General features: G+C 72.5%; 22 protein-coding genes. 17 read left to right on the top strand and 5 right to left on the bottom strand.

Annotated elements, in window-relative coordinates; translation table 11 throughout:
- The first annotated feature begins 54 nt into the window (after positions 1-54).
- Positions 55-1,734, top strand: a complete 1,680-nt coding sequence (locus tag ACFVUH_RS16755; RefSeq protein ID WP_387913926.1) for a PxKF domain-containing protein — start codon at positions 55-57, stop codon at positions 1,732-1,734.
- 192 nt (positions 1,735-1,926) lie between these two features.
- On the opposite strand, the gene ACFVUH_RS16750 is transcribed toward ACFVUH_RS16755, so the two are convergent.
- The gene (locus tag ACFVUH_RS16750; RefSeq protein WP_355363648.1) at positions 1,927-2,253 is read right to left on the bottom strand and encodes a cupin domain-containing protein; all 327 of its coding nucleotides are present in this window, start codon (positions 2,251-2,253) and stop codon (positions 1,927-1,929) included.
- A gap of 130 nt (positions 2,254-2,383) precedes the next feature.
- On the opposite strand from ACFVUH_RS16750, the gene ACFVUH_RS16745 reads away from it, so the two are divergent.
- From ACFVUH_RS16745 to thpR, 3 genes are all read left to right on the top strand, one after another.
- Positions 2,384-3,334, top strand: coding sequence for a helix-turn-helix domain-containing protein (locus ACFVUH_RS16745; protein ID WP_387913925.1), 951 nt, complete (start codon positions 2,384-2,386; stop codon positions 3,332-3,334).
- A gap of 161 nt (positions 3,335-3,495) precedes the next feature.
- Positions 3,496-3,618, top strand: coding sequence for a hypothetical protein (locus ACFVUH_RS16740; RefSeq protein ID WP_387913923.1), 123 nt, complete (start codon positions 3,496-3,498; stop codon positions 3,616-3,618).
- Between the two features lie 83 nt (positions 3,619-3,701).
- Positions 3,702-4,319, top strand: a complete 618-nt coding sequence (thpR, locus tag ACFVUH_RS16735) for an RNA 2',3'-cyclic phosphodiesterase (RefSeq protein ID WP_387913921.1) — start codon at positions 3,702-3,704, stop codon at positions 4,317-4,319.
- 32 nt (positions 4,320-4,351) lie between these two features.
- On the opposite strand, the gene ACFVUH_RS16730 is transcribed toward thpR, so the two are convergent.
- On the bottom strand, positions 4,352-4,534 hold the full coding sequence (locus ACFVUH_RS16730) for a hypothetical protein (protein ID WP_387913920.1): 183 nt from the start codon (positions 4,532-4,534) through the stop codon (positions 4,352-4,354).
- Between the two features lie 258 nt (positions 4,535-4,792).
- On the opposite strand from ACFVUH_RS16730, the gene ACFVUH_RS16725 reads away from it, so the two are divergent.
- The gene (locus ACFVUH_RS16725) at positions 4,793-5,314 is read left to right on the top strand and encodes a hypothetical protein (RefSeq protein WP_387913918.1); all 522 of its coding nucleotides are present in this window, start codon (positions 4,793-4,795) and stop codon (positions 5,312-5,314) included.
- Positions 5,315-5,498: 184 nt separating this feature from the next.
- Here ACFVUH_RS16725 and ACFVUH_RS16720 read toward each other — a convergent pair whose 3' ends face one another.
- Entirely contained in the window at positions 5,499-5,951 is a 453-nt protein-coding gene (locus ACFVUH_RS16720) for a hypothetical protein (RefSeq protein ID WP_387913917.1), read from the bottom strand.
- Positions 5,952-6,116: 165 nt separating this feature from the next.
- Between ACFVUH_RS16720 and ACFVUH_RS16715 the strand changes: the two genes are divergently transcribed.
- From ACFVUH_RS16715 to ACFVUH_RS16700, 4 genes are all read left to right on the top strand, one after another.
- Complete coding sequence (locus ACFVUH_RS16715) at positions 6,117-6,701, top strand: DUF2975 domain-containing protein (protein WP_387913916.1); 585 nt, start codon at positions 6,117-6,119, stop codon at positions 6,699-6,701.
- Positions 6,701-6,949, top strand: a complete 249-nt coding sequence (locus ACFVUH_RS16710) for a helix-turn-helix transcriptional regulator (RefSeq protein WP_355363610.1) — start codon at positions 6,701-6,703, stop codon at positions 6,947-6,949. The genes ACFVUH_RS16715 and ACFVUH_RS16710 overlap by 1 nt, the downstream gene beginning before the upstream one ends.
- Positions 6,950-7,716: 767 nt before the next feature.
- The gene (locus tag ACFVUH_RS16705) at positions 7,717-9,672 is read left to right on the top strand and encodes a CocE/NonD family hydrolase (RefSeq protein ID WP_387913914.1); all 1,956 of its coding nucleotides are present in this window, start codon (positions 7,717-7,719) and stop codon (positions 9,670-9,672) included.
- Between the two features lie 104 nt (positions 9,673-9,776).
- Complete coding sequence (locus ACFVUH_RS16700; protein WP_387913913.1) at positions 9,777-9,992, top strand: hypothetical protein; 216 nt, start codon at positions 9,777-9,779, stop codon at positions 9,990-9,992.
- A 211-nt stretch (positions 9,993-10,203) separates the two neighbouring features.
- Here the strand turns inward: ACFVUH_RS16700 and ACFVUH_RS16695 are convergent, their stop codons facing one another.
- Complete coding sequence (locus ACFVUH_RS16695) at positions 10,204-11,502, bottom strand: DUF4419 domain-containing protein (protein WP_387913912.1); 1,299 nt, start codon at positions 11,500-11,502, stop codon at positions 10,204-10,206.
- A 214-nt stretch (positions 11,503-11,716) separates the two neighbouring features.
- Between ACFVUH_RS16695 and ACFVUH_RS16690 the strand changes: the two genes are divergently transcribed.
- Positions 11,717-12,823, top strand: coding sequence for a hypothetical protein (locus ACFVUH_RS16690; protein ID WP_387913911.1), 1,107 nt, complete (start codon positions 11,717-11,719; stop codon positions 12,821-12,823).
- Between the two features lie 725 nt (positions 12,824-13,548).
- Here the strand turns inward: ACFVUH_RS16690 and ACFVUH_RS16685 are convergent.
- Positions 13,549-14,550 (bottom strand): LacI family DNA-binding transcriptional regulator, encoded by a 1,002-nt coding sequence (locus ACFVUH_RS16685; RefSeq protein ID WP_387913910.1) that lies wholly within the window; start codon positions 14,548-14,550, stop codon positions 13,549-13,551.
- Positions 14,551-14,746: 196 nt separating this feature from the next.
- Here ACFVUH_RS16685 and ACFVUH_RS16680 point away from each other — a divergent pair, with 196 nt between their 5' ends.
- The 7 genes from ACFVUH_RS16680 to ACFVUH_RS16650 form a co-directional block, all read left to right on the top strand.
- Positions 14,747-16,381: an ABC transporter substrate-binding protein gene (locus ACFVUH_RS16680; RefSeq protein WP_355363620.1), complete on the top strand. Its 1,635-nt coding sequence runs from the start codon at positions 14,747-14,749 to the stop codon at positions 16,379-16,381.
- Positions 16,382-16,528: 147 nt separating this feature from the next.
- Positions 16,529-17,476, top strand: a complete 948-nt coding sequence (locus ACFVUH_RS16675; protein WP_355363622.1) for an ABC transporter permease — start codon at positions 16,529-16,531, stop codon at positions 17,474-17,476.
- Entirely contained in the window at positions 17,473-18,390 is a 918-nt protein-coding gene (locus ACFVUH_RS16670) for an ABC transporter permease (RefSeq protein ID WP_355363624.1), read from the top strand. The genes ACFVUH_RS16675 and ACFVUH_RS16670 overlap by 4 nt, the downstream gene beginning before the upstream one ends.
- Complete coding sequence (locus ACFVUH_RS16665) at positions 18,387-19,391, top strand: ABC transporter ATP-binding protein (RefSeq protein ID WP_387913908.1); 1,005 nt, start codon at positions 18,387-18,389, stop codon at positions 19,389-19,391. Before ACFVUH_RS16670 ends, ACFVUH_RS16665 begins: the two co-directional genes overlap by 4 nt.
- The gene (locus ACFVUH_RS16660) at positions 19,384-20,244 is read left to right on the top strand and encodes an ATP-binding cassette domain-containing protein (protein ID WP_355363628.1); all 861 of its coding nucleotides are present in this window, start codon (positions 19,384-19,386) and stop codon (positions 20,242-20,244) included. The genes ACFVUH_RS16665 and ACFVUH_RS16660 overlap by 8 nt, the downstream gene beginning before the upstream one ends.
- Entirely contained in the window at positions 20,241-21,338 is a 1,098-nt protein-coding gene (locus tag ACFVUH_RS16655; protein ID WP_387913907.1) for a C45 family autoproteolytic acyltransferase/hydolase, read from the top strand. Before ACFVUH_RS16660 ends, ACFVUH_RS16655 begins: the two co-directional genes overlap by 4 nt.
- 173 nt (positions 21,339-21,511) lie before the next feature.
- The coding region (locus tag ACFVUH_RS16650; protein WP_387914182.1) for a protein kinase at positions 21,512-22,102 on the top strand (591 nt) is incomplete at its 3' end.

Below are 22,102 nucleotides of genomic sequence, written 5' to 3'. Positions count from 1 at the left end.
GTGACCAGGGTCTGCCCCGCCCGCCCCGCGCCGTCGTGCAGAGAGGTGGATGGCATGACAGTGGTCCCCAGTGGACGGACCGGATCCCCGGGCCGCCTTCGACGGTTACGGCGCCGGGCACTGGCCGCCTCGGTGGCCGGCGCGCTCGGCGCCCTGGGCGCGGTCGTACCGGTGTCGTCGGCCCACGCCGCCGACCAGGCCGACCGGGCGCACCTGGCCGACCCGGCCCCCGCGCACCGGCTGGTCTACATCGCCAACCTGCGGTCGAGCTCGGTGACGGCGTTCGACCCGTCGACCGGCACGGCCGTCGCGACCGTCCCGGTCGGCACCGGGCCCCAGGGGGTGGCGGTCTCCCCGGACGGCTCCCAGGCCTATGTCGTCAACAACGGCAGCAGCACGGTGTCCGTGATCGACACCGCCGCCAACACGGTCGCCGCGACCGTCCCCGTCGGCCGGCTGCCCGGACCGGTGGCGTTCTCGCCCGACGGCACCCGCGCCTACGTCGGCCACTACGTCAGCCCGGGCACCGGCGGCGTGGACGTCATCGACACCGCGACCCGGACGGTCACCGCGACCGTCCTGGTCGGCAGCCAGCCCTTCGGCATCGCCGTGACCCCCGACGGGACGCGCGCCTACGTCGCCAACCTGATCGGCGGCACGGTCTCGGTGATCGACACGGCCGCCCGTACGCTCAGCGCCACGATCGCGGGCGCGAACGCCCGGATGCCGATGGCGGTTGCGGTCTCCCCGGACGGCTCCCGCGCCTACGCCGCGAACTTCAACAGCGGCAACGTCTCGGTGATCGACACGGCCACCAACACCATCACCGGCACCATCCCCACCGGGTCCGGTCCCGGGGGAGTGTCGGTCGCCCCGGACGGCGCGCACGCCTATGTGACGAACCAGAACGCCAATACGGTGTCGGTGATCGACACCGTGGCCGGCACCGTCACGGGCACGGTCGACGTCGGTGGGACGCCCGTCGGTGTGATGGCCGATCCGGCCGGCGGCGCCGTCTATGTGACCAACAGCCGCTCCAACACGGTGTCGGTGATCGAAACCGCCGGTAACACCGTTACCGGCACCGCCGCCACCGGGAGCAGCCCCTACGCCGTGGCCACGGCCACCGTCGCGCCCACCGTCACCGGGGTGCGGGCCGGTCACGGTCCGGCGGCGGGCGGCGGCACCGTCACGATCACCGGTACCCACCTGGCGGGTGCGAGGTCGGTCCGGTTCGGCACCGTGCCGGCCACCGGCGTCACCGTCGTCGACGACTTCACCGTCAAGGCGACCGTACCCGCAGGCGTCGGCGGCACCGTGGACGTCACGGTGACCACCCCCGCCGGCAGCAGCGCCACCGGTGTCGCCGCCCGGTACACCTACGAGTACCCCTTCGGCGGGTTCCAACCGCCGGTCGCCGACCCGCCCGCCGTCAACCAGGGCCACGCCGGCCGGGCGTTCCCGATGAAGTTCAGCCTCGGCGGCGACCGCGGCCCGGACGTCATCGCCCGCGGCTACCCCACCGCACGGAACGTCGACTGCGTCACCGGCGCCCCGCTCGACCCGCCCGCGCCCGCCGTCACCGCGGGCGGCAGCGCCCTGCGCTACGACCCGGCCGGTGACACCTACACCTTCGTCTGGAAGACCTCGTCCTCCTACGCCGGGACCTGCCGGCTGTTCACCCTGGGTCTGACCGACGGCACCACCCACACCGCCCTCTTCCGGTTCAGCTGACCACCCGGGCGGGCCCCGCCCCGCCCGGGCCGCCGACGCCTCCCTGACCGAAGCGCAGGCCGCCCCCTACCCCCGACCCCGACGGCGCCCCGGCCACGCCGTCGGGGTCGACCCTTTCCTTCAGCCCCTTCCCGAACCACCTCCTCACCACCCCACCGTCGAGACGTCCGGGCCGTCCGGGCCGTGGGCGGGCTACCCCTCGGGGTAGAAGACGAAGAGCGTGCAGCCCTCCGTCGTCTGCGGGACGTGCGACGACCCGGCGGGTGCGTGGATGAATGATCCCGCGGGATAGTCCCGCTCGCCGTCGTTGAAGACGCCGGAGACCACGAAGACCTCCTCCGGCCCGGGGTCGTGGACGTCGACACCCTCCCAGCAGGTGTGCGGGTCCATCTCCAGCACGTGCGCCTTCGCGCCGCCGTCGCCGCTCCACAGCGGCCGCGCCCGGATGCCGGGGAAGAGCTCGCGCGTGGGCGCGTCCTGGACGGCCGCCCACGCGTAGCCGGGCACCTGCCCGCCCATGCGCGCGGTCACGTCCGCCGTCTGTGTCACCTGTGCCGTTCGCCGTGCGTCCGTTGACATGGGACAAGCCTCGTCGACGGCCGCCGCCCCGCCCAGTGTCGGGATTGACGTCCTGCGGTACTTTTCTGCCATGCACCGTGTCGCGGCACTCGTCCATGCGCCGCAGTCGACCTTCGAACTCGCCTGCGCCGCCGAGGTGTTCGGCATCGAACGGGGCGGGCTGGCCACCCGGTACGCGTTCGGCGTGTGCGCCGAGCAGCCGGGCCCGGTCGCCACGCGCGCCGGCTATGACCTGCTCGTCACCGAGGGGCTGGACGCCCTCGGCCGGGCGGACACCGTGGTCGTCCCGGGCTGGCTTCCCATCGGCGAGCCCCCGTCGCCCGCCGTCGTGGAGGCCCTGCGGAGCGCGCACCAGCGCGGCGCACGTGTGATCAGCATCTGCTCCGGTGCCTTCGCCCTGGCCCACGCCGGCCTGCTCGACGGCCGCTCGGCGACCACGCACTGGGCGCTGGCGAGCGACTTCGCCGCGCGCTTCCCGGCCGTCCGCCTCGACCCCGACGTGCTGTACGTGGACCACGGCGACGTGGCCACCAGTGCGGGTTCCGGAGCCGGGATCGATCTGTGCCTGCACCTGGTGCGCGTCGACCAGGGCGCCGGGTACGCCGCACAGGTGGCCCGGAACATGGTCATGCCGCCGCACCGCGAGGGCGGGCAACGGCAGTACGCCGCGCCGCCCCACCCCGCCCACATCGACGGTTCGCTCGCGCCGCTCCTCGAGTGGGCGACCACCAGGCTCGACGAACCGCTGGCCGTCGAGGACCTGGCCGCCCGGGCCGGCTGCTCCGCCCGCACCCTGGCCCGGCGCTTCGTCGAGCAGCTCGGCACCAGCCCGGGGCGTTGGCTGCTCGCCCAGCGCATCGCGGCGGCCCGGGAACTGCTGGAGTCCTCCGATCTCCCGGTGGACACCGTGGCCCGCCGCGTCGGACTGTCCTCCGCCACCAATCTCCGCAGGCGCTTCCTCGGCACCCTCGGCACCACACCAGGGGCCTACCGCCGGGCCTTCCGCTCCGGCCCGCGGTGATCCCTCGTCCCGGGCGGCCGTGCGCCCGGACGAGCCGGACACCCATGTGCACCGGGCTCCGGTGAACAACAACCTGAGCTGCTACCGGCGGCGAAGTCAGGCAGCCGCGGGTGCTGCGCGGCCGTCCGGCACTCGCGGCGCACCCGGCGGGTGCGGCTTCAGTGGGCCAGGGCACGAACGGGCGGCGGATACTCCTGGGCGGCGGGTGCACCACGGGGGTGGCCCCGCAGGGCCAGGCAGGGCTGCAGGGCGGCGTGCTGGCGGACAACACGCTGCTGCCCTGACCCGGACCGGCGCCGGGGCCCGCCGGCCGCGCCCGTTGGCCCCGCCCGCGCGGGGGCGGCCGGCCCTCGGCTAGCCTCCCCTCGTGAACGATGGTCCCGAGCCCCCGACCCTCCGTGTCTTCGTGGCACTGGCCCCGCCCGACGACGCCAAGGACGAACTGGCCCGGGCCCTGCAGCCCGCCTACGCCGCGTACCCGGGGCTGCGGTGGAACCGCATCGAGGACTGGCACATCACGCTGGCCTTCCTCGGCGAGCTGCCCTCCACGGCCGTGCCGCCGCTGCGGTCCGTGCTGGCCGGCACCGCCGCGTCGCACCCCGCCCCGGCCCTGCGCCTGCGGGGCGGCGGCCACTTCGACCAGCGTCTGCTGTGGAGCGGGATCGACGGGGACCTGGAGGGACTGCACACCCTCGCCGCCGACGTCCGGGAGCAGGTCAGGTCCTGCGGGATCGGCTTCAGGGACCGCGCGCTCCACCCCCACCTGACGCTGGCCCGCGCCCGCCGCGACGATCCCACCAGCGTGCCGGGCCTCGCGGCGGGCCTCGCCGCCTTCGCGGGCCGGACATGGTCGGCCGAACGCCTGCACCTCGTCGGCAGCAACATCGGCCGCGGTCCGGGGCCGATCCGGTACCGCGACATCGAGGCGTGGCGGCTGGGCGCCGCCGTCCGGACCCGCGGCGACAGCGCCCCCACCACGCCGTAACCGGCCGCCCCCACCACCTCGGCGGTGCGCGGTCAGGCCTCCTCCGGCCCCGGCCGATCCCAGTTCGCCTCGACGCGGGCCCGCTCGGCCTCGACGAGCCGTCGGACCACGTCGTCGTCGGTCTGGTGGGAGATCTCGGCGAAGCAGTGGAGCCATTCGGCGAGGTCGGTGGGCAGGTGGACGGTGACGCGGCATGTTGCGGGCTGTTCGCGCACGGGGTCTCCTGTGGGGCCTGCGGGCTGCCGGGCGGCGGTGGTGTCCGCTCAAGCTTCGCCGGGGCGAGCGGGGCGGTCATCCGTCTGCGGTGGGAACGGCGGCTCATCCCCGGGACGGACCGGCCGGGGTCCGTCCGCGCGTGCGCCGGTTGACCGTTGTTCATCTCGCGGTGGGTGCCGGACGGCCCCGGCCCGGTGCTGTCATGGGCACATCCCCGATATGCGGGGCCGGTCGCAGGCTCGAAGGGAAGACGCCCCATGATGACCCGTCAACGTCTCGTCTCCGCCACCGCGGCGGTCGCCCTGGCCGGCGCGGCGCTCGTCGCCGGCACGGGCAGTGCGCACGCCGCCACCTGCTCGCAGTCCTACCTGCCGCTGCCCGACCCGCGCTGTACGCCCGGTTCGTACAACGGCGCCGTCACCCAGGCCACCATCGGCTCGACGATATGTGTGGCGGGCTGGACCGCCACGGTCCGCCCGCCGACGTCCTACACCAACCCGCTCAAGGCCCAGGGCATCGTCGACTACGGCTACAGCGACACCAACATGGCCGACTACGAGGAGGACCACCTCGTCCCCCTCGAACTCGGCGGAGCCCCCCGCGACCCGGGCAACCTGTGGCCCGAGCCGCACTACGGCACCAAGAACTCCTCCACCAAGGACGGCGTGGAGACCAAGATGAAGAACGCCGTCTGCGGCGGCGTCATCACCCTGGCCGCCGCCCGCAACGCCATCCGCACCAACTGGACCACCGCCCTCTCGGCCACGGGCATCGGCTGACCCACCCACGGCGGGGCCCGCCCCCACCGGGCCCCGCTCCCGGCACGCGTCGGCCGGAAACTCCCTGACTGCCGCCGTTCTCCTCGACGACCTGGCGCCCACCTGGCGGTGGGCGTCCGCCACCGGACAAGGGCTGATCGGCGCCCAGGCCGTCCCCTGCTGACCGGCGGCGTTGCGGCGGGTGTCAGGTGGTCGCGGGCAGGCCGGCCTCGTGTTCGGCGGTGCTGATCAGGTCGATCACCTGGACCTGGCGGAGGGACAAAGCGTCGTTGGCGATCCGTCCGATGTCCACGGGGCGGGTCGCGTGGCCGAGGGGGTGGGCGAATCCGGTGACCACCCAGCGTCCGCCCAGCGGTGACGTGTCGTCGGGCAGCCATGCCCAGTGCGCGCCGTGGGTGTGGATGAGGAACTCGCCGGTGACGGCCATGAGCATGGCCCGGAACCGGTGCTGTTCGTCCTCGTCCATGGCCGTCGGGTCGAAGCCCTCGGCGATCTCCCGGTCGAGCAGTCCGATCGCCCAGTCGGGGTTGGTGCGCAGCCACTGCGGGTCGCCGCCGAGGCTGTTCACGATCCGTTCGGCGAAGCCCCGCAGGTCGGCGGCCCACGCGTCGGTGTCGGGGTTCGGATAGCCGGTCATCGGTGGGTGCCTCCTCGTGCGGGTCGTGCCGGGTGCAGACGATACCGACCTCCCCGCGCCGCTCGCCGGCCGCGGTGTGCCCGCAGGTCCCTGACCGGGCTTGTCGATTATCGATATGGTCGAGTAGCGTTGACCATATCGAAAATCGATGTGTGGAGGGTGGAGTTGGACACACGGCTGACGAAGGTGCTGGCGTCGGTGACGTTCGTGCTGGCGGTGCTGTGCGGGCTGGCGTTCCTCGGGACGGGGGCCGTGCGCATGCTCGACGACGGGGCGGTGTGCGTGCAGACGGGCTTCTGGGCCAATGCCTCACTGGCCGGTGACCTGCCGGTGCGTGAGGGTGTGGACGCGGCCAGCAGTGCCTCGCGTCTGTGCCAGGGGAATCCGTCGGTGGGGCAGCGCGCCGCCGACCTCGGGGGTGAACTGCCCTGGCTGCTGTTCGGCGCGATGGCGCTGCTGTTGTTCTCCCGGCTCATGAAGGCGGTACTGTCCCGTGGGCCGTTCACCGTCGAGGTTGCGCGGCTGTTGACCGTTGTGGGCTGGTTCGTCACGGTGGGTGCGGTGGTGGCCGGGCTCGTCGCGGGCTGGTCGCAGTCCTGGCTCGTGGGGAGCATGGCGCCGATCGTCGGGGCCGGGCCGGCGCTCTCCGGTCCGCTGGTGCTGGTCCTCGCGGGCCTGGCCGCGGTGGTCATGGGGCGGATCATGCGTGAGGGTGTGCGTATGCGGGAGGACCTCGAAGGGACGATCTGATGCCTGAAGAGGAACCCCATGCGATCCGTATCCACCTGGACCGTCTCCTGGCCGAGCGCGGCATGACGTTGACCGAGCTGTCCGCGCAGGTCGGTATCACGGTCGTCAACCTGTCCGTCCTCAAGAACGACAGGGCCAAGGCCATCCGTTTCTCGACCCTGTCGAAGCTCTGTGCGGCCCTGGACTGCCAGCCCGGAGACCTCATCACCCACGACCCCGCCGCCCCGGACACGGACGCGGGGCACTGACACACCACCCCCGGTCCGGGTTCTGACACGGTGTCGTGCCGGCTCTCGGACGGCCCGCGGGTCGGCCCCGGGCCGTCCTGGGGTTGGGGCAGGCCTGGGACACCCCTGCACCACCGACCCGTCTCAACGGAGTGTGACCGGCGTTGGCATCGCATAGATCGAGACGTACTGCTGAACACGCTGACGCTGCGGGCCGCCGATCGGAGTCATCTGCCAATCGGTCGAGATTACTTGTCGGGCGATAGCGAGTACAACGCCCACGAGAGCCGCCTTGCCGGTGCCGTGACCGGGCCGCAGGCGTGCCACGAGCGGTTCGGTGTTGAGGGCGGCACCGGCGTGGTCGGTTTCTGGCGACGGCCGGGCCGGCGGTGATCCACCGGCACGGCGACCGCCGGATCACCCGGCACACCTCACGGTCGAACGCGCCCGGCCTTCTCGGCGGCTTCACCACCGACGGCTGGACGGCACCCGCCGGGGCCGTCCGGCTCCCGTCATCCGGCTCCGGTGATCCGGCTTCCGTCATCCGGTGGTCCGGTTGCGGTGATGTCGCTCCGATGGCGTGGCGGGCTTCACCGCCTGGCCGGATCCGGAGCCGGGGGGCCGGACTCAGGGAGAACCCTGAGGGAGCCCGTGCTGTGTCAGGGTTCTTCCGGGGGTGGTGGCCATGGCGGCTCGTCGCCGGTCCGTGGTCCTATCGAGTCGAGGGGGACGAGCCAGGAACTCCGTCGTATCAGGAGAGGCCAGGCCATCGGATGAATCGTCGTACCGTGCACCGGACCAGCGGTGCCACCGCCACACCCACCGCCACACCCACCGCCACACCCACTGCCACGTCTGCCGTCGCGCCGCCTCGCCGCCGGCGCGCCGTGGTGCTCGCGGCGGCCGCCGCGCTCACGCTCGCCGCCGTCCCCGGCCCCGCCGCGGCGGCCGCCGCGGCCGCTGGTGGTGGCGTGTCGCGGGAGGGTGCGGATCCTCAACTCCAGTCGCGGTATGTCACCATGCCGGACGGTGTGCGTATCGCCGTCGATGTCTACGTCCCCGCCGGTACGGCCCCCGGCGCTGCTCTGCCGACCGTGCTGTCCGTGCAGCGTTACTGGCGTGCCCGCGCGCAGGCCGGCGACAGCGGCGGCATCACTGAAGCCGCTCGCCGCTGGACCGCCCGCGGTTACGCCTATGTCACCGCCGACCTGCGTGGTACGGGTGCCTCTTTCGGGACCCTGACCTCCGAGCCCAGCGACGAGGCCGCCGCCGACGCCGGCCCGCTCAGTGACTGGATCGCCGCCCAGCCGTGGTCCAACGGTCGGGTCGGCACCACCGGCGACTCCTACGGCGGCGACACCGCCATGCTCGCGGCCTCCCTCGGCAACCACCACATCGCCGCCGCCGCGCCGATCTCCTACGACTTCGACATCTACGAGGACCTGGTGCGCCCGGGCGGCGTGCTCATCGAACCCCGGCTCGGACCGTACGCGTTGCTGCTGCGCGTCCTCGACGGGACCGGTGGTACCACGTGCGAGAGCGACGAGCAGACCCGCGAGCTGTGCGACCTCGCGGGCCTGCGCGGTGTCACCCCGCGTCCGGTGGACGGCCCGGACGGTCCCGCGCTGCTGGCCGCCGCGCGGGCCGAGCATGTCGGCAACGTCAACCAGGTCGAGATGGCGCGCGCCGGTACCCACCGTGACTACCGGGACGGGCTCAAGGCGTGGAAGACTGGCAGTGTCGCCGAACGCACCGAGGCCATCGAGGCGGGCGGCGTGCCGGTGTTCACCATGGCGGGCTGGCTCGACGCGGGTACCGCCAACGGCGTGCTCTCCCAGTTCAGCGCCCTGTCCAACACCCAGGACGACTGGATCGGCCCGTGGAACCACAGCGCGACCTGGTTCGCCGACCCGTTCCGCCCGGCTCGCGAGCTCACCAGCGCCGAACGCCACGACAACGAACAGCGCGTCGTGGCCTTCTTCGACCACTACGTGCGCGACGGAGCCCGCCCGGACGGCCGCCGCCGGGTGCACTACTACACCTTCAACGAGGGCACCTGGCGCACCACCGACCGCTGGCCGGTGGCCGGCACCCGCACCCGCCGGCTCCACCTCGGCCAGGACCACACCCTCGACCGCCGCCGCCCGGACCGCGCCGGCACCGACCGGCTGGTCCTCGACCCGAGCGCCGGCACCGGGGCGTTCGACCGCTGGAACACCAACCTCGGCGGCGAGCAGGTCAGCTACCCCGACCGCGCCGCCGTGGACGCCAAGCTGCTCAGCTACACCACCGCCCCGCTGACCGAGGACACCCGGGTCACCGGCAACGGCAAGGTCACCCTCGACGTCACCGGCCTGGCCGGCTCCGAGCGCGGCGCGTTGCACGTCTATCTGGAGCACGTCGCCCCCGACGGCCGTATCACCTACCTCACCGAAGGCCAACTCGCCCTCACCGAACGGGCTGTGGCCGACCGGGACGACAACCCCGACTGGCGCCGGCTGCGCACGCCCCGCACCTACGCCGCCGCCGACTCCGCGCCCTTCCCGCAGGGCCGCGCCCAGCGGGTGCTGATCGACCTGCAGCCGGTCTCGGCGCTGTTCCGCGCGGGCGACCGGATCCGCCTGAGCGTCGCGGCCGCCAACCCCGACTCCTTCGAACTGCTCCCGGCCGACGGGCGGGCCGCCTACCTGATCGGCCACGGTGACGGGCGGGCCTCGACACTGGACCTGCCGGTGGTCGGCTGACCCCCCCACCGGACACCCGCCCCCGCCCGGCGCGGACCGTCGGGGGCGTCGGCAGCCTCGACGATGCCCGGCGCGCGCTGGAGCGGGCCTTCCCCGGTCGGGCGGTGGCGATCCGGGGCCAGGCCGGCCAGGACCTGGTGTGGGAACAGGGCCACGACTACCCGCTGGAGGGCGCTCTCCAAGCCCTGGACCGGCCCGACTTCCAGGTCTACGAGGCTGGTGCCGCGCGGGGGCGCACCGTCCTCGGTACCGCCGGCCGGGCCTGCCCCGACGCGGACGACCCCGGCCGCACGGTCGTCCGCGACAACAGCGGGTGCTGAGCGCCACGAGGTCGCGGTCGCGTGCGGTTTTCCACTGGCGCCGCGCCCGGGGGATTCGGCGGTCGCTCCTTCAGGCGGGCTGTGACGTCTTTCGGACGCTGCTCGGCCTGCTGCTCTCTGCTGGTGTCGGCGATGGCGGGAAATCCCCCGCACGGCTGTGGGGAGGACAGTTGACGGGCGGGTGCCAAGACCCGCCGAGGGACAGTCGTTGTCAGCGCGGGAGCGCCCGGAGGGCGGAGCCGAGGTCGCTGCCGGAAGGGCGCGTCGCGATGAACTCCGGTTCGGAGAGGTGGCCCGGATACCAGAGGCCGTCGGCTTCCACCACGGCGTGGTCGCCGAAGGAGATCGCCCGGGTGGCGGACAGCTGGTGGCTGAAGTCCGCGGAGATGGCGGTCAACTGGTCGGTGGGGAGGAGGGTGGCGTTCGTGCGGCCGGTGAAGGCGTTGATGTCGGTGATGGTCCAGGACTCGGGCAGAGGGCGGTCGGTGAGTTCGAGGACGGCGAAACCCAGACGCGGGCGGATCCAGTCGCCGTCGCGTTCGATGCCGAGTACTCCGCCGAGGAAGACCATCGAGCGGATCCCGTCCGGCCGCTGCCACCTGTACGGGACACGGGAGAGGTGGGACGGGAACCGGCCGTCGTGGATGACGTCGCCGATGGCCGGCTGTGGGCCGTCGGCGACGTAGTCGTGGGCGAAGAAGGCGGTGATCCAGCCGGTGACCCGCGCGCCGCCGGAGGCGGACCGCCACTTGTAGATCGACCGCCAGAAGTCCTGGTCGACCGGCTCGCCGGAGGCCGTGGCGGCGATGGTGGCGAGCACCGGTCGCAGGTTCCGCAGCCACGGCCGCAGACCCGCGAACCGTCCCTCCAGCTCGCGGACCCGGACGGTCAGCCGATGCCAGTCCTGGGCGGTGCCCTCCAGCCGAATCCGGGGAATGCCGCAGAGCGAATGCCAGCGGAAGTCGTAGTAGGGGCTGATCACGTCCATCAGCGCGACCAGGGTCGCGGAGGCGTCCACGGGCGTGGTGGTGGAGAACGTCGGCTGGAGAAGGTCCGCGACATCGTCGCCGATCCGCTCCCGGAGAGGCCGCTGGATCAAGTGGAGTGACTGTTGCCAGTCGGGTTCGTGCAGCAGCGAGTCGTCGCGGACGGTGATGAGCTGCTTCTCACCCGGGGTGTCGGTGAAGAGTTCGGCATAGGTGTCACTGTTCAGCCGGACATGGGTGGCGACCTCGTGGACCACCGTGTACCACAGCAGGTCGGGGGAGAGGCTCAGCGGCAGGTGGGCGCAGAAGCACAGGTGCAGCGCGCGCAGCAGGAGGCTGGAGCCGGATGCGTCCCGCTTGTCCGGCGGGGACCCGAGCAGGGCGCCGGTGGACCGGTGATGCACGGTGAAGCCCTCGCGGACCACCGTACGCAGGAAGCCGTCGTTGCCGAGGTCGGTGAGCGTGGCGGCGAGTTCGGCTGCCTCCTCGGTGTCGTCCAGCGGCAGGTCGAAGTCGACGGCCATCTCTCATCCCCCAGAAAACGTGATCGAGCCCGTCGCCCGGACTGTGGAAGGCGGGTCCGATAGTAGTACGGGGAGTATCGGCCAGCGGCGGGATGTCCTCCTCGCCGTCGATGCCTGGCGCGCCCTGCCCGCATCCCGCGCGGCGGATCAAAAACGCGTTGGCCGGTCCGTCGTGGAGCTGCGATGATCCCCGCGTCTCTGCAGCGGAGGACATGTGTTCGTCTTTGTGTGTGCTGGGTGTGGCGCCAGACTGACCGAGCCGCTGTCCCGGGTAGAGCTGCCGGCCCACGCCCATCAGAGGTACGGGAACGGGATTCAGCTCCCGGTTCTCATGGAGCGGGGCACGTTCGCCGTGGAACCAGAGCCCTGGGGGCACCCGTGGCGGAGGTGGGAGGAGACCGATCCGGACGAGGCGGCAGCGCGGGGCATCTACGGTCCGGTCCACGCCTTGTCCGAGGGCCCGTCCGGCACCATCGTCATCGCACCGGGGGACACCTGCGGCACCGTGCTCGTTCCGGAGCGAGCCGGCGGCTACTGCTGTGGCCTCGACTGGGGTGACGGCCCCAACATGGCTTGCGAGGCATGCGGCCTGCCCGTGGCGAACCGCATCGACGACTGCTCGCTCTGGCAGGCGGTCTGGCTCGCGCCGGACGCCGTGCACCGCGTGCCCGTCGACGCCGCCGACATCGCGATCCTCTCCTGGGCGGAACTATTGGTGGAGGGGAAGGCCACACCCCCGAGCGTGCCGATCACGAGATGGGGCTCGAGGCTCGGGCTGGACCACTGGTGGTCATGGAACCCGCTGTGGGAAGCGGCAGCCGGCCGGGCGCTGGCCCACCTGCTGGCCGCCTCGGACGGCCGGCCGGTGACCGTCCCGCACGGTCTGATCGCGGAAGTGTTCCAACGTGCCCTCGACGCCCTGCTGCCCGCGGTCCAGCCGGCGCGGCGCGCCGTCCTGGCCGGACCCGGACTGCCCGCCCCCGCTACGGATGCCGACATGGTCATCGTGCCGACCCACCCGCAGACGGGGGAACTCTGGAGCCCGGCCGGCCCGGTGGCATCGGCCTGCTCGGTGCCGCTGCCGTTCGGGGTGTGGATGTGGATGGCCTTCCCCGAGCCACACCTCCTCCTCCCCGTGTCAGGAACCATGCCTGACGGTGTTCTCCGCGACGACCCGCCCGTGCCGCGTCCCCATCACCTGTTCCGAGCCGACTGGGGAACCTTCCAGCACACGCTGGTCCGGTTGCCGGCCGCCCGCAGACCGTGGCTGCGCGAGGTCCTGGAGAACCTCACGCAACACATGCGCGCCGGCCTCTTCTAGCCGACTGGCAGGGAACACCGGTACCCCCTCTTCGGGACTGCCGTTGATCGGAATGGCGGCAGCCGGGAGTTGGTCACCCGGCGGGGTGACCAACTCCCGGCCTTCGCCAGGCCCCCGCAAGTCACTGCCCGGCAATGCCACCGGCCGCCCAGGCCGCTCCACTCCGTGCTCGGCGAGCTGCGCGGGCCGACCCCGGGCGGGTCGGGAGGATCCCGCCGGGAGGCCTCCGGCCCGGGGCCCGGCCCGCCCCGCGCGCCCGCCGGGGCATCCGGCGCCCGGTACCCGGCGCGGGCCGCGTCCGGTGCCCCTGCGCTGGGCTGTCGTACCGGATGGGTGCCCCTGTTCGCGGGAGCAGGGCTGCCTTCACGGCCCGCGCTCGCACCCGCACCCGCGGTCCGGCCGTGGCCCCGATGGGGGTGTCGACGGGGACAGCGGCGGGCAGTGGCACGCGTTCGCTACGCTGCCTCGTGCCGGGCTCCGCGTGTCCCGTCCGGCCGCACCGATCCGCTCGTGCGGCGGGCGCGGCCGGGACCGCGGCCGGGCCGGTCCTGGTCGTGGCGGTTGTCGGCCGCCCCCGGAGTCGACCGGCGGTGCACCCGGCCGACGGCCGGCCGACGCTGCGGCCCCGTCAGCGGCGCCCCGCCGCCTTCCCGACGACATTCCCTGCGTGAGGACGGGTGGATCCGCGGCGGTGGCCGGTTGCGTGGGAGGGGCGGGGGTGGTGGTCAGTGCGGGCGGGCGGTGGACTGGCGTTCGTGCAGGGTCGCGGGCACGATCCTCGGTGCTGCCGATCCCGGCTCGCCGGCGAGGCGTTGGAGCAGGAGTTCCATGGCGAGTCGGCCGGTGGCCTCGGGGGAGAGGTCGAGGGCGGTGATGGCGGGGGAGGCGAACCGGGTCTGTTCGCTGTCCGATCCCGCGGCGATGAGGAGGCGGCCGGGAATGTCCCAGCCGAGGGCGATCGCGGTGCGGGCGATGCTGGCGGCGTGGCGGCCGGTGCTGGCGAAGACGGCGTCCGGGGGGTTGGGGCGGGACAGCAGCAGTGTGCCGATCTCGGCGCCGGCCGTCTCGCCGCGTTTTTCGGGGACCCGTTCCAGGATCGGTTCCTGGCCGTGTTCGTGGGCCCATGACAGGTAGGCCTCGACCGTGTCGTGGTTCCAGGCGTTGTCGTCCGTGCCCGCGACGACGGCGATCCGGCGGGCGCCGCGTTCGAAGAGCAGGTCGAGTACGCGCCGGGTCTCGGCGCGGTTGTCCGTGTCGGTCCACCAGATGTGTTCGGGGCGGGCGGGGTCGCGGCCGGTGGAGACCACGGGCAGCCCCCGGTCGAGGAGTTCGGCCAGGACCGGGTCGCCGACGAACGGGTCGACGACGATACCGCCGTCCAGGTTCATGGCGGCGGGGACGGACCGGCGCGTGAGGTCGGGGACGAGCATGAGTCCGAAGCCGTGGTCGAGCGCCGAGGTCGCGGCGGCTCCGGCCAGCCGCACGAAGTAGTCCACGCCCTGCAGGGTGTAGCCGATGGCGTCCAGCGGGCGGATGGCCAGCGCGATCACCCCCGTGCGGCCGCCGCGCAGACTCTGGGCGATGGGGTTGGCCTGGTAGCGCAGTTCGGCGGCGGTGCGCAGGATGCGCTCGCGCGTCGCCGCCGCCACCGCGCCCTTTCCGTTGAGCACGTGCGAGACGGTGGTCGCCGACACACCGGCCGCCCGCGCCACGTCGCGGATCGTCACTCTCCCCGACGGAGCCATCACGCGTTGTCCAGCCTTTCCGGATGTTGGCAAAAAGATACCACCAAAACGATTGACCAAAACGTTTTGGTAGGTGAGTCTACCGGTCTGAGTTGTCCACTCCCGCTGGATGCGGACCCCCACGTGCGCCCATCGTGGCGCCGCCGCATGCCCGGGGACAGGCCAGGAAGGACCGGAAGTGCGCAAGAGAGCGTTTGTCGCCGTCGCGATCGCGAGCGTGATCTCGCTGGCCGGGTGCGGAAACCCGGCGCAGTCATCGAGCGCCGACCAGGGCGCGGGCGCGGGAACACGCGTCGACACCCCCTCCGCCAGGGCCGAGGTGGACCGGGTGACCTGGAACGTTCCCTACGGCGAGCCCACCTCGCTGGACCCCCTCAAGTCCTACAACTACCCGGAGAACGAGGTCCTCTCGAACCTCTGCGAAAGCCTGATGCGGATCAACCCCGACTTCTCGGTCACCCCGGGACTGGCCGAGTCGGCGGAGCACCCCACGCCCACCACCTGGGTGTACAACCTGCGCAAGGGCGTGCGGTTCTGGGACGGCCAGGAGATGACGGCCGACGACGTCGTCTTCAGCCTCAAGCGCCACCTGGACCCCGCCGAGGGCTCCTTCTGGGCCGCGGACATGCTCACCGGCAACATCGCGGGCGTCGAGAAGACCGGCGACCTCCAGGTCACCGTCACCCTCAAGACGCCGGACGTGGTCATCAACGACTACATGGCGACCCCGCTGGGCGCCGTCACCCAGGCCGCGTTCACCCAGCAGGCCGGCACCGGGTTCGGCACCCCGGACAAGGGCGTCATGTGTACGGGCCCCTTCCAGCTCAAGTCGTGGGAGAAGGGCTCCCAGATCAGGCTGACGCGCAACGACGCGTACTGGGACCAGACGCTCAAGGCGAAGGCCAAGGAGTTCGACTTCCGCTTCATCACGGACCCGGCCACCCTCACCAACGCGCTGAAGACCGGCGAGATCGACGGCACCTACGACGTGCCGACCGACGCCGTCGACCAGCTGTCCAACGCCACCAACGGCACCCTCTACCTGGGCAGGTCCATGCAGATGGTGGCCGTCATCGGCACCGGCGAAGGCCCCTTCGCCGACCCGCGGCTGCGCACCGCCCTGCTGATGGCCACCGACCGCGAGGCCATCGGCAGGACCGTCTTCGCCGGCACCGCCACGCCCCTGCGCTCCGTGGTGCCCCCGGGCAGCTACTCCTACGGGGCCGCCGCGTACGAGAGCGCCTACGACAAGCTGCCGCCCACCACGGTGGACATCGAGGGCGCCAAGAAGCTGGTCGAGGAGGCCGGAAGGCCCAGCGGGCCGATCACCATCGCCTATCCCAGCGAGCGGCGCGTCTACGAGGACCTCCTCGCCGAGGTGCAGAGCGCCGGTAAGAAGATCGGACTGGACGTCCAGCCCAAGGGCGTCCCGAGCGCACGGTACGGCGCCTTCTTCTCCGACGCCGAGGCCCGCAAGGGCTACTCGGGCTTCATGACCACGAACTACTTCGACGTCGCCGAGCCGCTGGCTTTCCTGCGCAACCGCATCGACCCCGGATCCCCCGAGAACTACGACAAGTTCTCCGACCCCGAGATCACCGCGCTGGTGGGCCAGGCCTCCTCGGAGAGCGACGACACCAAGCGGGCCGAGCTCACCGCCCGGATCGAGACGACGTACATGGCCAAGACGCCGTGGCTGCCCATGGTCGCCCCCTCGACCCGGCTGTTCATGAACAGCCGGATCACCGGAGCACCCGCGTCCTTCGTCTACCTGTACTACCCGTGGGCCGCGTCCGTGGGTTCGGCCAAGTGATCACGTAGCACGCGGCGCCCGCCACCCTCACCCCCCCCTCGCCCCCCACCCCTCGCCCCCCTCACCCGCTGCCCCTCCACCACGCTCCGCCCGGGGGCGCGGCCCACGCCCGGCCGCGCCCCCGCGACCCCCACACAGGAACAGCCCATGCTCGGATTCCTCGTCCGACGCCTGCTCGGGCTGGCCGCGACCCTGATCGTCGCCAGCTTCCTCGTCTTCGGTGCGCTCTACCTCGCACCGGGCAGGCCGGAGACCTTCCTCACCCAGGGGCGTTCGATCAGCCCCGAGACCCTCGCCTCGATCCGCGCCCAGTACCACCTCGACGACCCGCTCCCGGTGCGCTACTGGGACTGGATCACCGGAGTGCTCCACGGCGACCTCGGCCAGTCCCTGGTGTTCCGCCAGGACGTGGCCGGCCTGCTCGCCCCGCGGGTCGGCTCCACCCTGCTGCTCACGCTGTACGCCGCCGTGCTCATCGTCGTGTTCGGCGTGCTGGCCGGCGTGGTCTCCGGACTGCGCGGCGGCCGGCTCGACACGGTGGCGCTGATCGTCACCAGCACGGGCTTCGCCGTCCCCACCTTCTTCGCCGCCCTGCTGCTCATGGACCTGTTCGCGGTGCAACTCGGCTGGTTCCCCGTGTTCGGATCGGGCGAGGGCCTGACGGACCGGCTCTGGCACCTCACCCTGCCCGCGATCGCGCTCGCCATCCCCTCGGGCGCGGTGGTCGCCCGCATCACCCGCACCGCGATCACCGAGGAGAAGGATTCCGAACACGTCACCACCGCGGTCGGCCGCGGACTGCCGCGCTCCCTGGTGGTGCGTCGGCACGTGCTGCGCAACGCACTCCTGCCGGTGACCACGATCGTCGGCGTCAACATCGCCGCCCTGATCGCCGGCGCCACCGTGGTCGAGAAGGCCTTCGCCCTCGACGGCCTCGGCTCCGCGCTGGTCGACGCGGTCAACCAGAAGGACTTCGCCGTCGTCCAGGCCATCGCGCTCGCGCTGGTGGCCGCCTTCGGCCTGGTCAACCTGGCCGTCGACGTGCTCTACGCATGGCTGGACCCGCGGTTCAAGCTCGGAGGGAAGCGCTCATGAGCGACGACGTCAACACCCTTGGCGCCACCACCGCGACCCCCGCGGCCGAGGACGCCCCGACCGCGCGCACCACCGGCCGCCGCAACCCGCTCCGACGCCTCGTCGCGCGCGTCGGAATCGCCGGCACCATCGCCGCCGCCGTCATCGCCCTGCTGGCCGCCATCGCGGTCCTCGCCCCCTGGATCGCCCCCTACGACCCGTTGCAGGTCGACCTCGCCGCCACCTATCAGCCCCCCAGCGCGCAGCACCTGCTCGGTACCGACAACTCCGGCCGCGACCTGCTCTCGCGGCTGATCTGGGGCGCCCGGACCAGCCTCCTGGGCCCGTTCATCGTCGTCACCGTCACCGCGGTGCTCGGCACCGTCCTGGCCCTGACCGCCGCCTGGTTCGGCGGCCGCGTCGACGACCTCGTCTCCCGCCTGCTCGACCTGCTGTTCGCCTTCCCCAGCCTGCTGCTCGCCATCATCGTGATCGCGCTCTACGACCGCGGACTGCTCCAGGCGTCCCTGGCGCTCGCGGTGGGCTTCACCCCCTACACCGCACGCGTGCTGCGCAGCGTCTCCCTGCGCGAACGCATGCAGCCCTACATCGCCTCCGGAGAGATCCAGGGCTTCTCGGGCTTCGGCATCTGCGTGCGGCAGATCCTGCCCAACATCACCCCCCAGATCCTCACCGGAGCCACCATCAACTTCGGATCCGCCATGATCGAACTCGCCGCGATCTCCTTCCTCGGACTCGGCGTCCAACCGCCCACGGCCGACTGGGGCCTGATGGTCTCCAGCGGCCAGGCCTCCCTGGTCAAGGGCTTCCCCCAGCAGTCCCTCTACGCGGGCCTGATGATCGTCATCACCGTCGCGGCGTTCAGCGTGCTGGGCGAACGCCTCGGCGGACGCAAGGCAGGAGGACGCGCGTGAACCCGCTGCTGCGTCTGGACGCCCTCCACGTGACGCTCGACGTCGACGGTGAGCGCCGCCCCGTCCTGCACGACGTCTCGCTCGACGTCGCCGCGGGCGAGGCCGTCGGCCTGGTCGGCGAATCCGGCTCCGGCAAGTCGATGACGGTGCGCTCCATCCTGCGCGTGCTCCCGCGCGGCGCCGAGACCTCGGGGCGCATCGACTTCGACGGCACCGACGTCCTGTCCATGCCCGCCAAGGAGCTGCGCAGGCTGCGCTCCCACGATCTCGCGGTGATCCACCAGGACCCGCGCGCCGCCATCAACCCCGTGTCGAGCGTGGGCGACTTCCTCGTGGAGGCACTGGTCGCCAACCACCGGGAGAATCCCCGCCGGGCCCGCACCCGCGTCCAGGGCATCCTGTCCGACGTCGGCATCCCCGACGCCGCGCGCCGGATGCGCCAGTACCCGCACGAACTGTCCGGCGGGCTGCTGCAACGCGTCGTCATCGCGGCCGCGATCTCCGTCCGCCCCCGGATGATCCTCGCGGACGAGCCCACCACCGCCCTGGACGTGACCACCCAGTCCGAGGTGATGGGCATCCTCGACGAGATGCGCCGCGAACACGGCCTCGCCATGCTGTTCATCACCCACGACCTGGAACTGGCCGGCGCCGTGTGCGACCGCATCGCGGTCATGTACGCGGGCTCGATCGTCGAGGAGAGCGAGCCGCAGGCGCTCGAAGACCACCCCAGACACCCCTACAGCCGGCTCCTGCTGGACTCCCGGCCGCGCATCGACCAGGCCGCCGACCGCCTGGAAGTCATCCCCGGACGGCCGATCTCGGCCTTCGAGGTCGGCCCCGGCTGCGCCCTGGCCCCACGCTGCCCCCACGCCGAGCCGCGGTGCACGGCCACCGTCCCGGCCCTGCGGTCGACCGGCGGGGGACGGGTGAGGTGCCTGCGCAGCGAAGAGATCGAGCCCGTTCTGCGACGTTCCGGCACGGAGGTGCGCGATGCCTGACCACACCCCCGTCGTCGAAGCGGCCGACCTGCGCAAGGTCTTCCGGGTCCGGCGCCCCGAAGGCCGCGGCCACACCGACTTCACCGCCGTGGACGGCGTCGGCTTCCGGGTCCGGGCCGGAGGAGCGCTCGCCATCGTGGGGGAGTCGGGCTCCGGCAAGTCCACGGTCGCCCGGATGCTGGTCGGCCTGGAGACCCCGACCTCCGGCAGCATCACCGTCCTCGGCCGCCCCCGCACACCGGGACGCGCCGGCACGGCCGAACGACGCCGGCGCGGACGCGAGATCCAGATGGTCTTCCAGGACCCCTACGGATCCCTCAACCGGCGCAGGACGGTGCGCGACGCCCTGGGCGAGGTCATCGACCTGCACTTCAAACCCGCCCGCGGCGAACGCGAGGAGCGGATCACCCGCCTGCTGGAGGACGTCGGCCTCGACGAGCGGCAATCGCGCGCGCTGCCCTCCGCGCTGTCGGGCGGACAGCGCCAGCGGGTCGCCATCGCCCGCGCCCTGGCGGCGGAACCCCAGGTCCTGGTCCTGGACGAAGCGGTCGCCGCCCTCGACGTCTCGATCCAGGCCCAGATCCTCAACCTGCTGGCCGACATCCGCGAACGCACCGGCCTCACCTACCTGTTCATCAGCCACGACCTGTCCGTCGTACGGCAGATCAGCGAGGACGCGATCGTCATGCGCAAGGGCCGGATCGTGGAATCCGGCCCCACCGCCCGCATCCTCGACGACCCGCAGCACCCCTACACCCGGATGCTGCGCCGATCCGTGCCCGGTCCCGGCTGGAAGCCGCGGCGCATGAGCCAGGACGAGCGCCGGGCGCTCGCCATGGAGGAGACATCGTGACCACCCCTACGGTCTTCCGATCGGCCAAGGCGGCCCCCGGCGATCGCGGGCAGCGCCTGGGCAAGGCCTTCCCGGAGCGCATCGGACAGGTCAGCGCCTTCTACGACCGGCTGTTCGCCGCCTCGGGCGCCGCGCCCGAGGACGTCACCGACTGGAGCCTGCGGGCCCTCGATCACATCAGCGCCTGGGCCCCGGACCTGGCCGAGGAGATCGACGGCATGGCGAGCGGCGCGGGCCTTCCCCTGTGGCGGATCGCCGCGCTCAACGCCCGGACGGAGATCCTCGGCCGCCTCGGCCGCGCGCAGCACCCGGAGTGCTCCACGCTCGTGTACGCGCCGCACGACGGACGCCCGCCGGTCACCGCGCAGACCTGGGACTGGCACGACGGCATGCGCGACGGCTGGTTCGTCTGGACCATCGAGCACCCGGACGGCCGGGTCGTGCACACGGTGACGGAGTTCGGCATCGTCGGCAAGATCGGCGTCAACACGGCGGGTCTGGGCCTGCACTTCAACATCCTCGGCCACACCTCCGACAAGTCGCCCGCGCCGGCCGGCCCGTGGATACCGGTACACGTCCTGGCACGACACGTGCTCGACACCTGCACAAGCACCTCCGAGGCCGTCGAACTGGCCACCGCCACACCGGTGGCGGCCTCCAGCTCACTGACGTTCGCCGACCACGCGCACGGGCGGAGCACCGCCGCGGCGATCGAACTCAGCCCGGCCGGCTCGGCCCTGCTGCGCCCGCGGGAGGACGGCTTCCTGCTGCGGACCAACCACTTCGTGGAGCGGGCGCTGGCCGGTGGCGAGGCCATGGGAGTCGAGGACCCGGGCACGTACCGGCGGATGGAGGTCCTGCGGCAGCGCACGGCGACCCTCACCCGACCGAACGGTGAGGACCTCGTCGAGGCCCTCACCTGCCACGCGGACGAGGGCGCGGAACTGTGCTGCCACGCCCAGCCGGACGCGGCGCTCGGCAAACGCTGGGAGACGCTCGCCACCGTGTCCCTCGACATCGCCGGGGGAGGACTCGCCGCCCACGCGGGCGGACCCTGTACCTTCCACCTCGCGCCCCGGGCCGAGGTGGCCTGACACGACACCGGGGGCGGGCCCCGCCAGGTCCCGCCCCCACCGGCCGGACCGCGGCCCCCCTTCGGCCTGCCGAAGGGGGCTCTTCCCGTCCGATGACGACGTAGCGAACGCGGAGTCGGTCTCGGCTCACCTGACGACCACACAACCGCACGAGATGGGCATGGACGCCGGGGGTGTTCGCAGACTTCGCCGACCCTCTCGAAAAGTGCCTCGTTCACGGCCGCGCCGCCCCCGCGCCGACCCGCTCGCGCTTTCCACCGCGGACCTCGCTCCAGGGCTGCCCGCTCAAGGCAAGCGCACCCCGCGGAGCCGGCCCTCACCCGGCTCCACCGTCGGGAAGACGCAGGCGCTCGGCCCGATCGGGGGTGACGGCCTCCGGGCCGTTGCCGGAATATTCGGTGCGTGGCTTGGCATCAGGAGTGTGTCGGGCCTTGGGCGGCATCCACGCCGCCGGGTTGGCCCACCGGGACCTGAAGCCTTCGAACGTCATGGTGACCATCGACGGGCCGAAGGTGGTCGACCTCGGTATCGCGCGCGCTCCGGACTCCGTCGACGGCGGCCTGACGAGTACGGGTGTGGCGATCGGCTCGCCTCCCTTCATGTCACCGGAGCAGATCCGCGGTGAGAGCCTGACTGTGGCGAGCGACGTCTACTCTCTCGGTGCGGTGCTCGCCCTCCCCTCCTCTGCGCCGTGGGCCGGCGCCAAGGGCTGCGCTGGAGCAACCCCTGCCGCTTGCCCCATGCCGTCGGGCCACTGTCAGGGC

Source organism: Kitasatospora sp. NPDC058032 (genome assembly GCF_042885845.1).
Taxonomy (GTDB): domain Bacteria; phylum Actinomycetota; class Actinomycetes; order Streptomycetales; family Streptomycetaceae; genus Kitasatospora.
Note: the sequence above shows the minus strand (reverse complement) of the source record. Positions and strands in the feature narration are given on the sequence as shown.

What these genes read in the sequence shown, in the direction of transcription:
- ACFVUH_RS16670 (WP_355363624.1), top strand. Translation starts at nt 17,473, where the DNA reads ATGAGCGACGACGTCAACACCCTTGGCGCCACCACCGCGACCCCCGCG.
- ACFVUH_RS16755 (WP_387913926.1), top strand. Translation starts at nt 55, where the DNA reads ATGACAGTGGTCCCCAGTGGACGGACCGGATCCCCGGGCCGCCTTCGA.
- ACFVUH_RS16745 (WP_387913925.1), top strand. Translation starts at nt 2,384, where the DNA reads ATGCACCGTGTCGCGGCACTCGTCCATGCGCCGCAGTCGACCTTCGAA.
- ACFVUH_RS16720 (WP_387913917.1), bottom strand. Translation starts at nt 5,951, where the DNA reads ATGACCGGCTATCCGAACCCCGACACCGACGCGTGGGCCGCCGACCTG.
- ACFVUH_RS16710 (WP_355363610.1), top strand. Translation starts at nt 6,701, where the DNA reads ATGCCTGAAGAGGAACCCCATGCGATCCGTATCCACCTGGACCGTCTC.
- ACFVUH_RS16750 (WP_355363648.1), bottom strand. Translation starts at nt 2,253, where the DNA reads ATGGGCGGGCAGGTGCCCGGCTACGCGTGGGCGGCCGTCCAGGACGCG.
- ACFVUH_RS16695 (WP_387913912.1), bottom strand. Translation starts at nt 11,502, where the DNA reads ATGGCCGTCGACTTCGACCTGCCGCTGGACGACACCGAGGAGGCAGCC.
- ACFVUH_RS16675 (WP_355363622.1), top strand. Translation starts at nt 16,529, where the DNA reads ATGCTCGGATTCCTCGTCCGACGCCTGCTCGGGCTGGCCGCGACCCTG.
- ACFVUH_RS16725 (WP_387913918.1), top strand. Translation starts at nt 4,793, where the DNA reads ATGATGACCCGTCAACGTCTCGTCTCCGCCACCGCGGCGGTCGCCCTG.
- ACFVUH_RS16660 (WP_355363628.1), top strand. Translation starts at nt 19,384, where the DNA reads ATGCCTGACCACACCCCCGTCGTCGAAGCGGCCGACCTGCGCAAGGTC.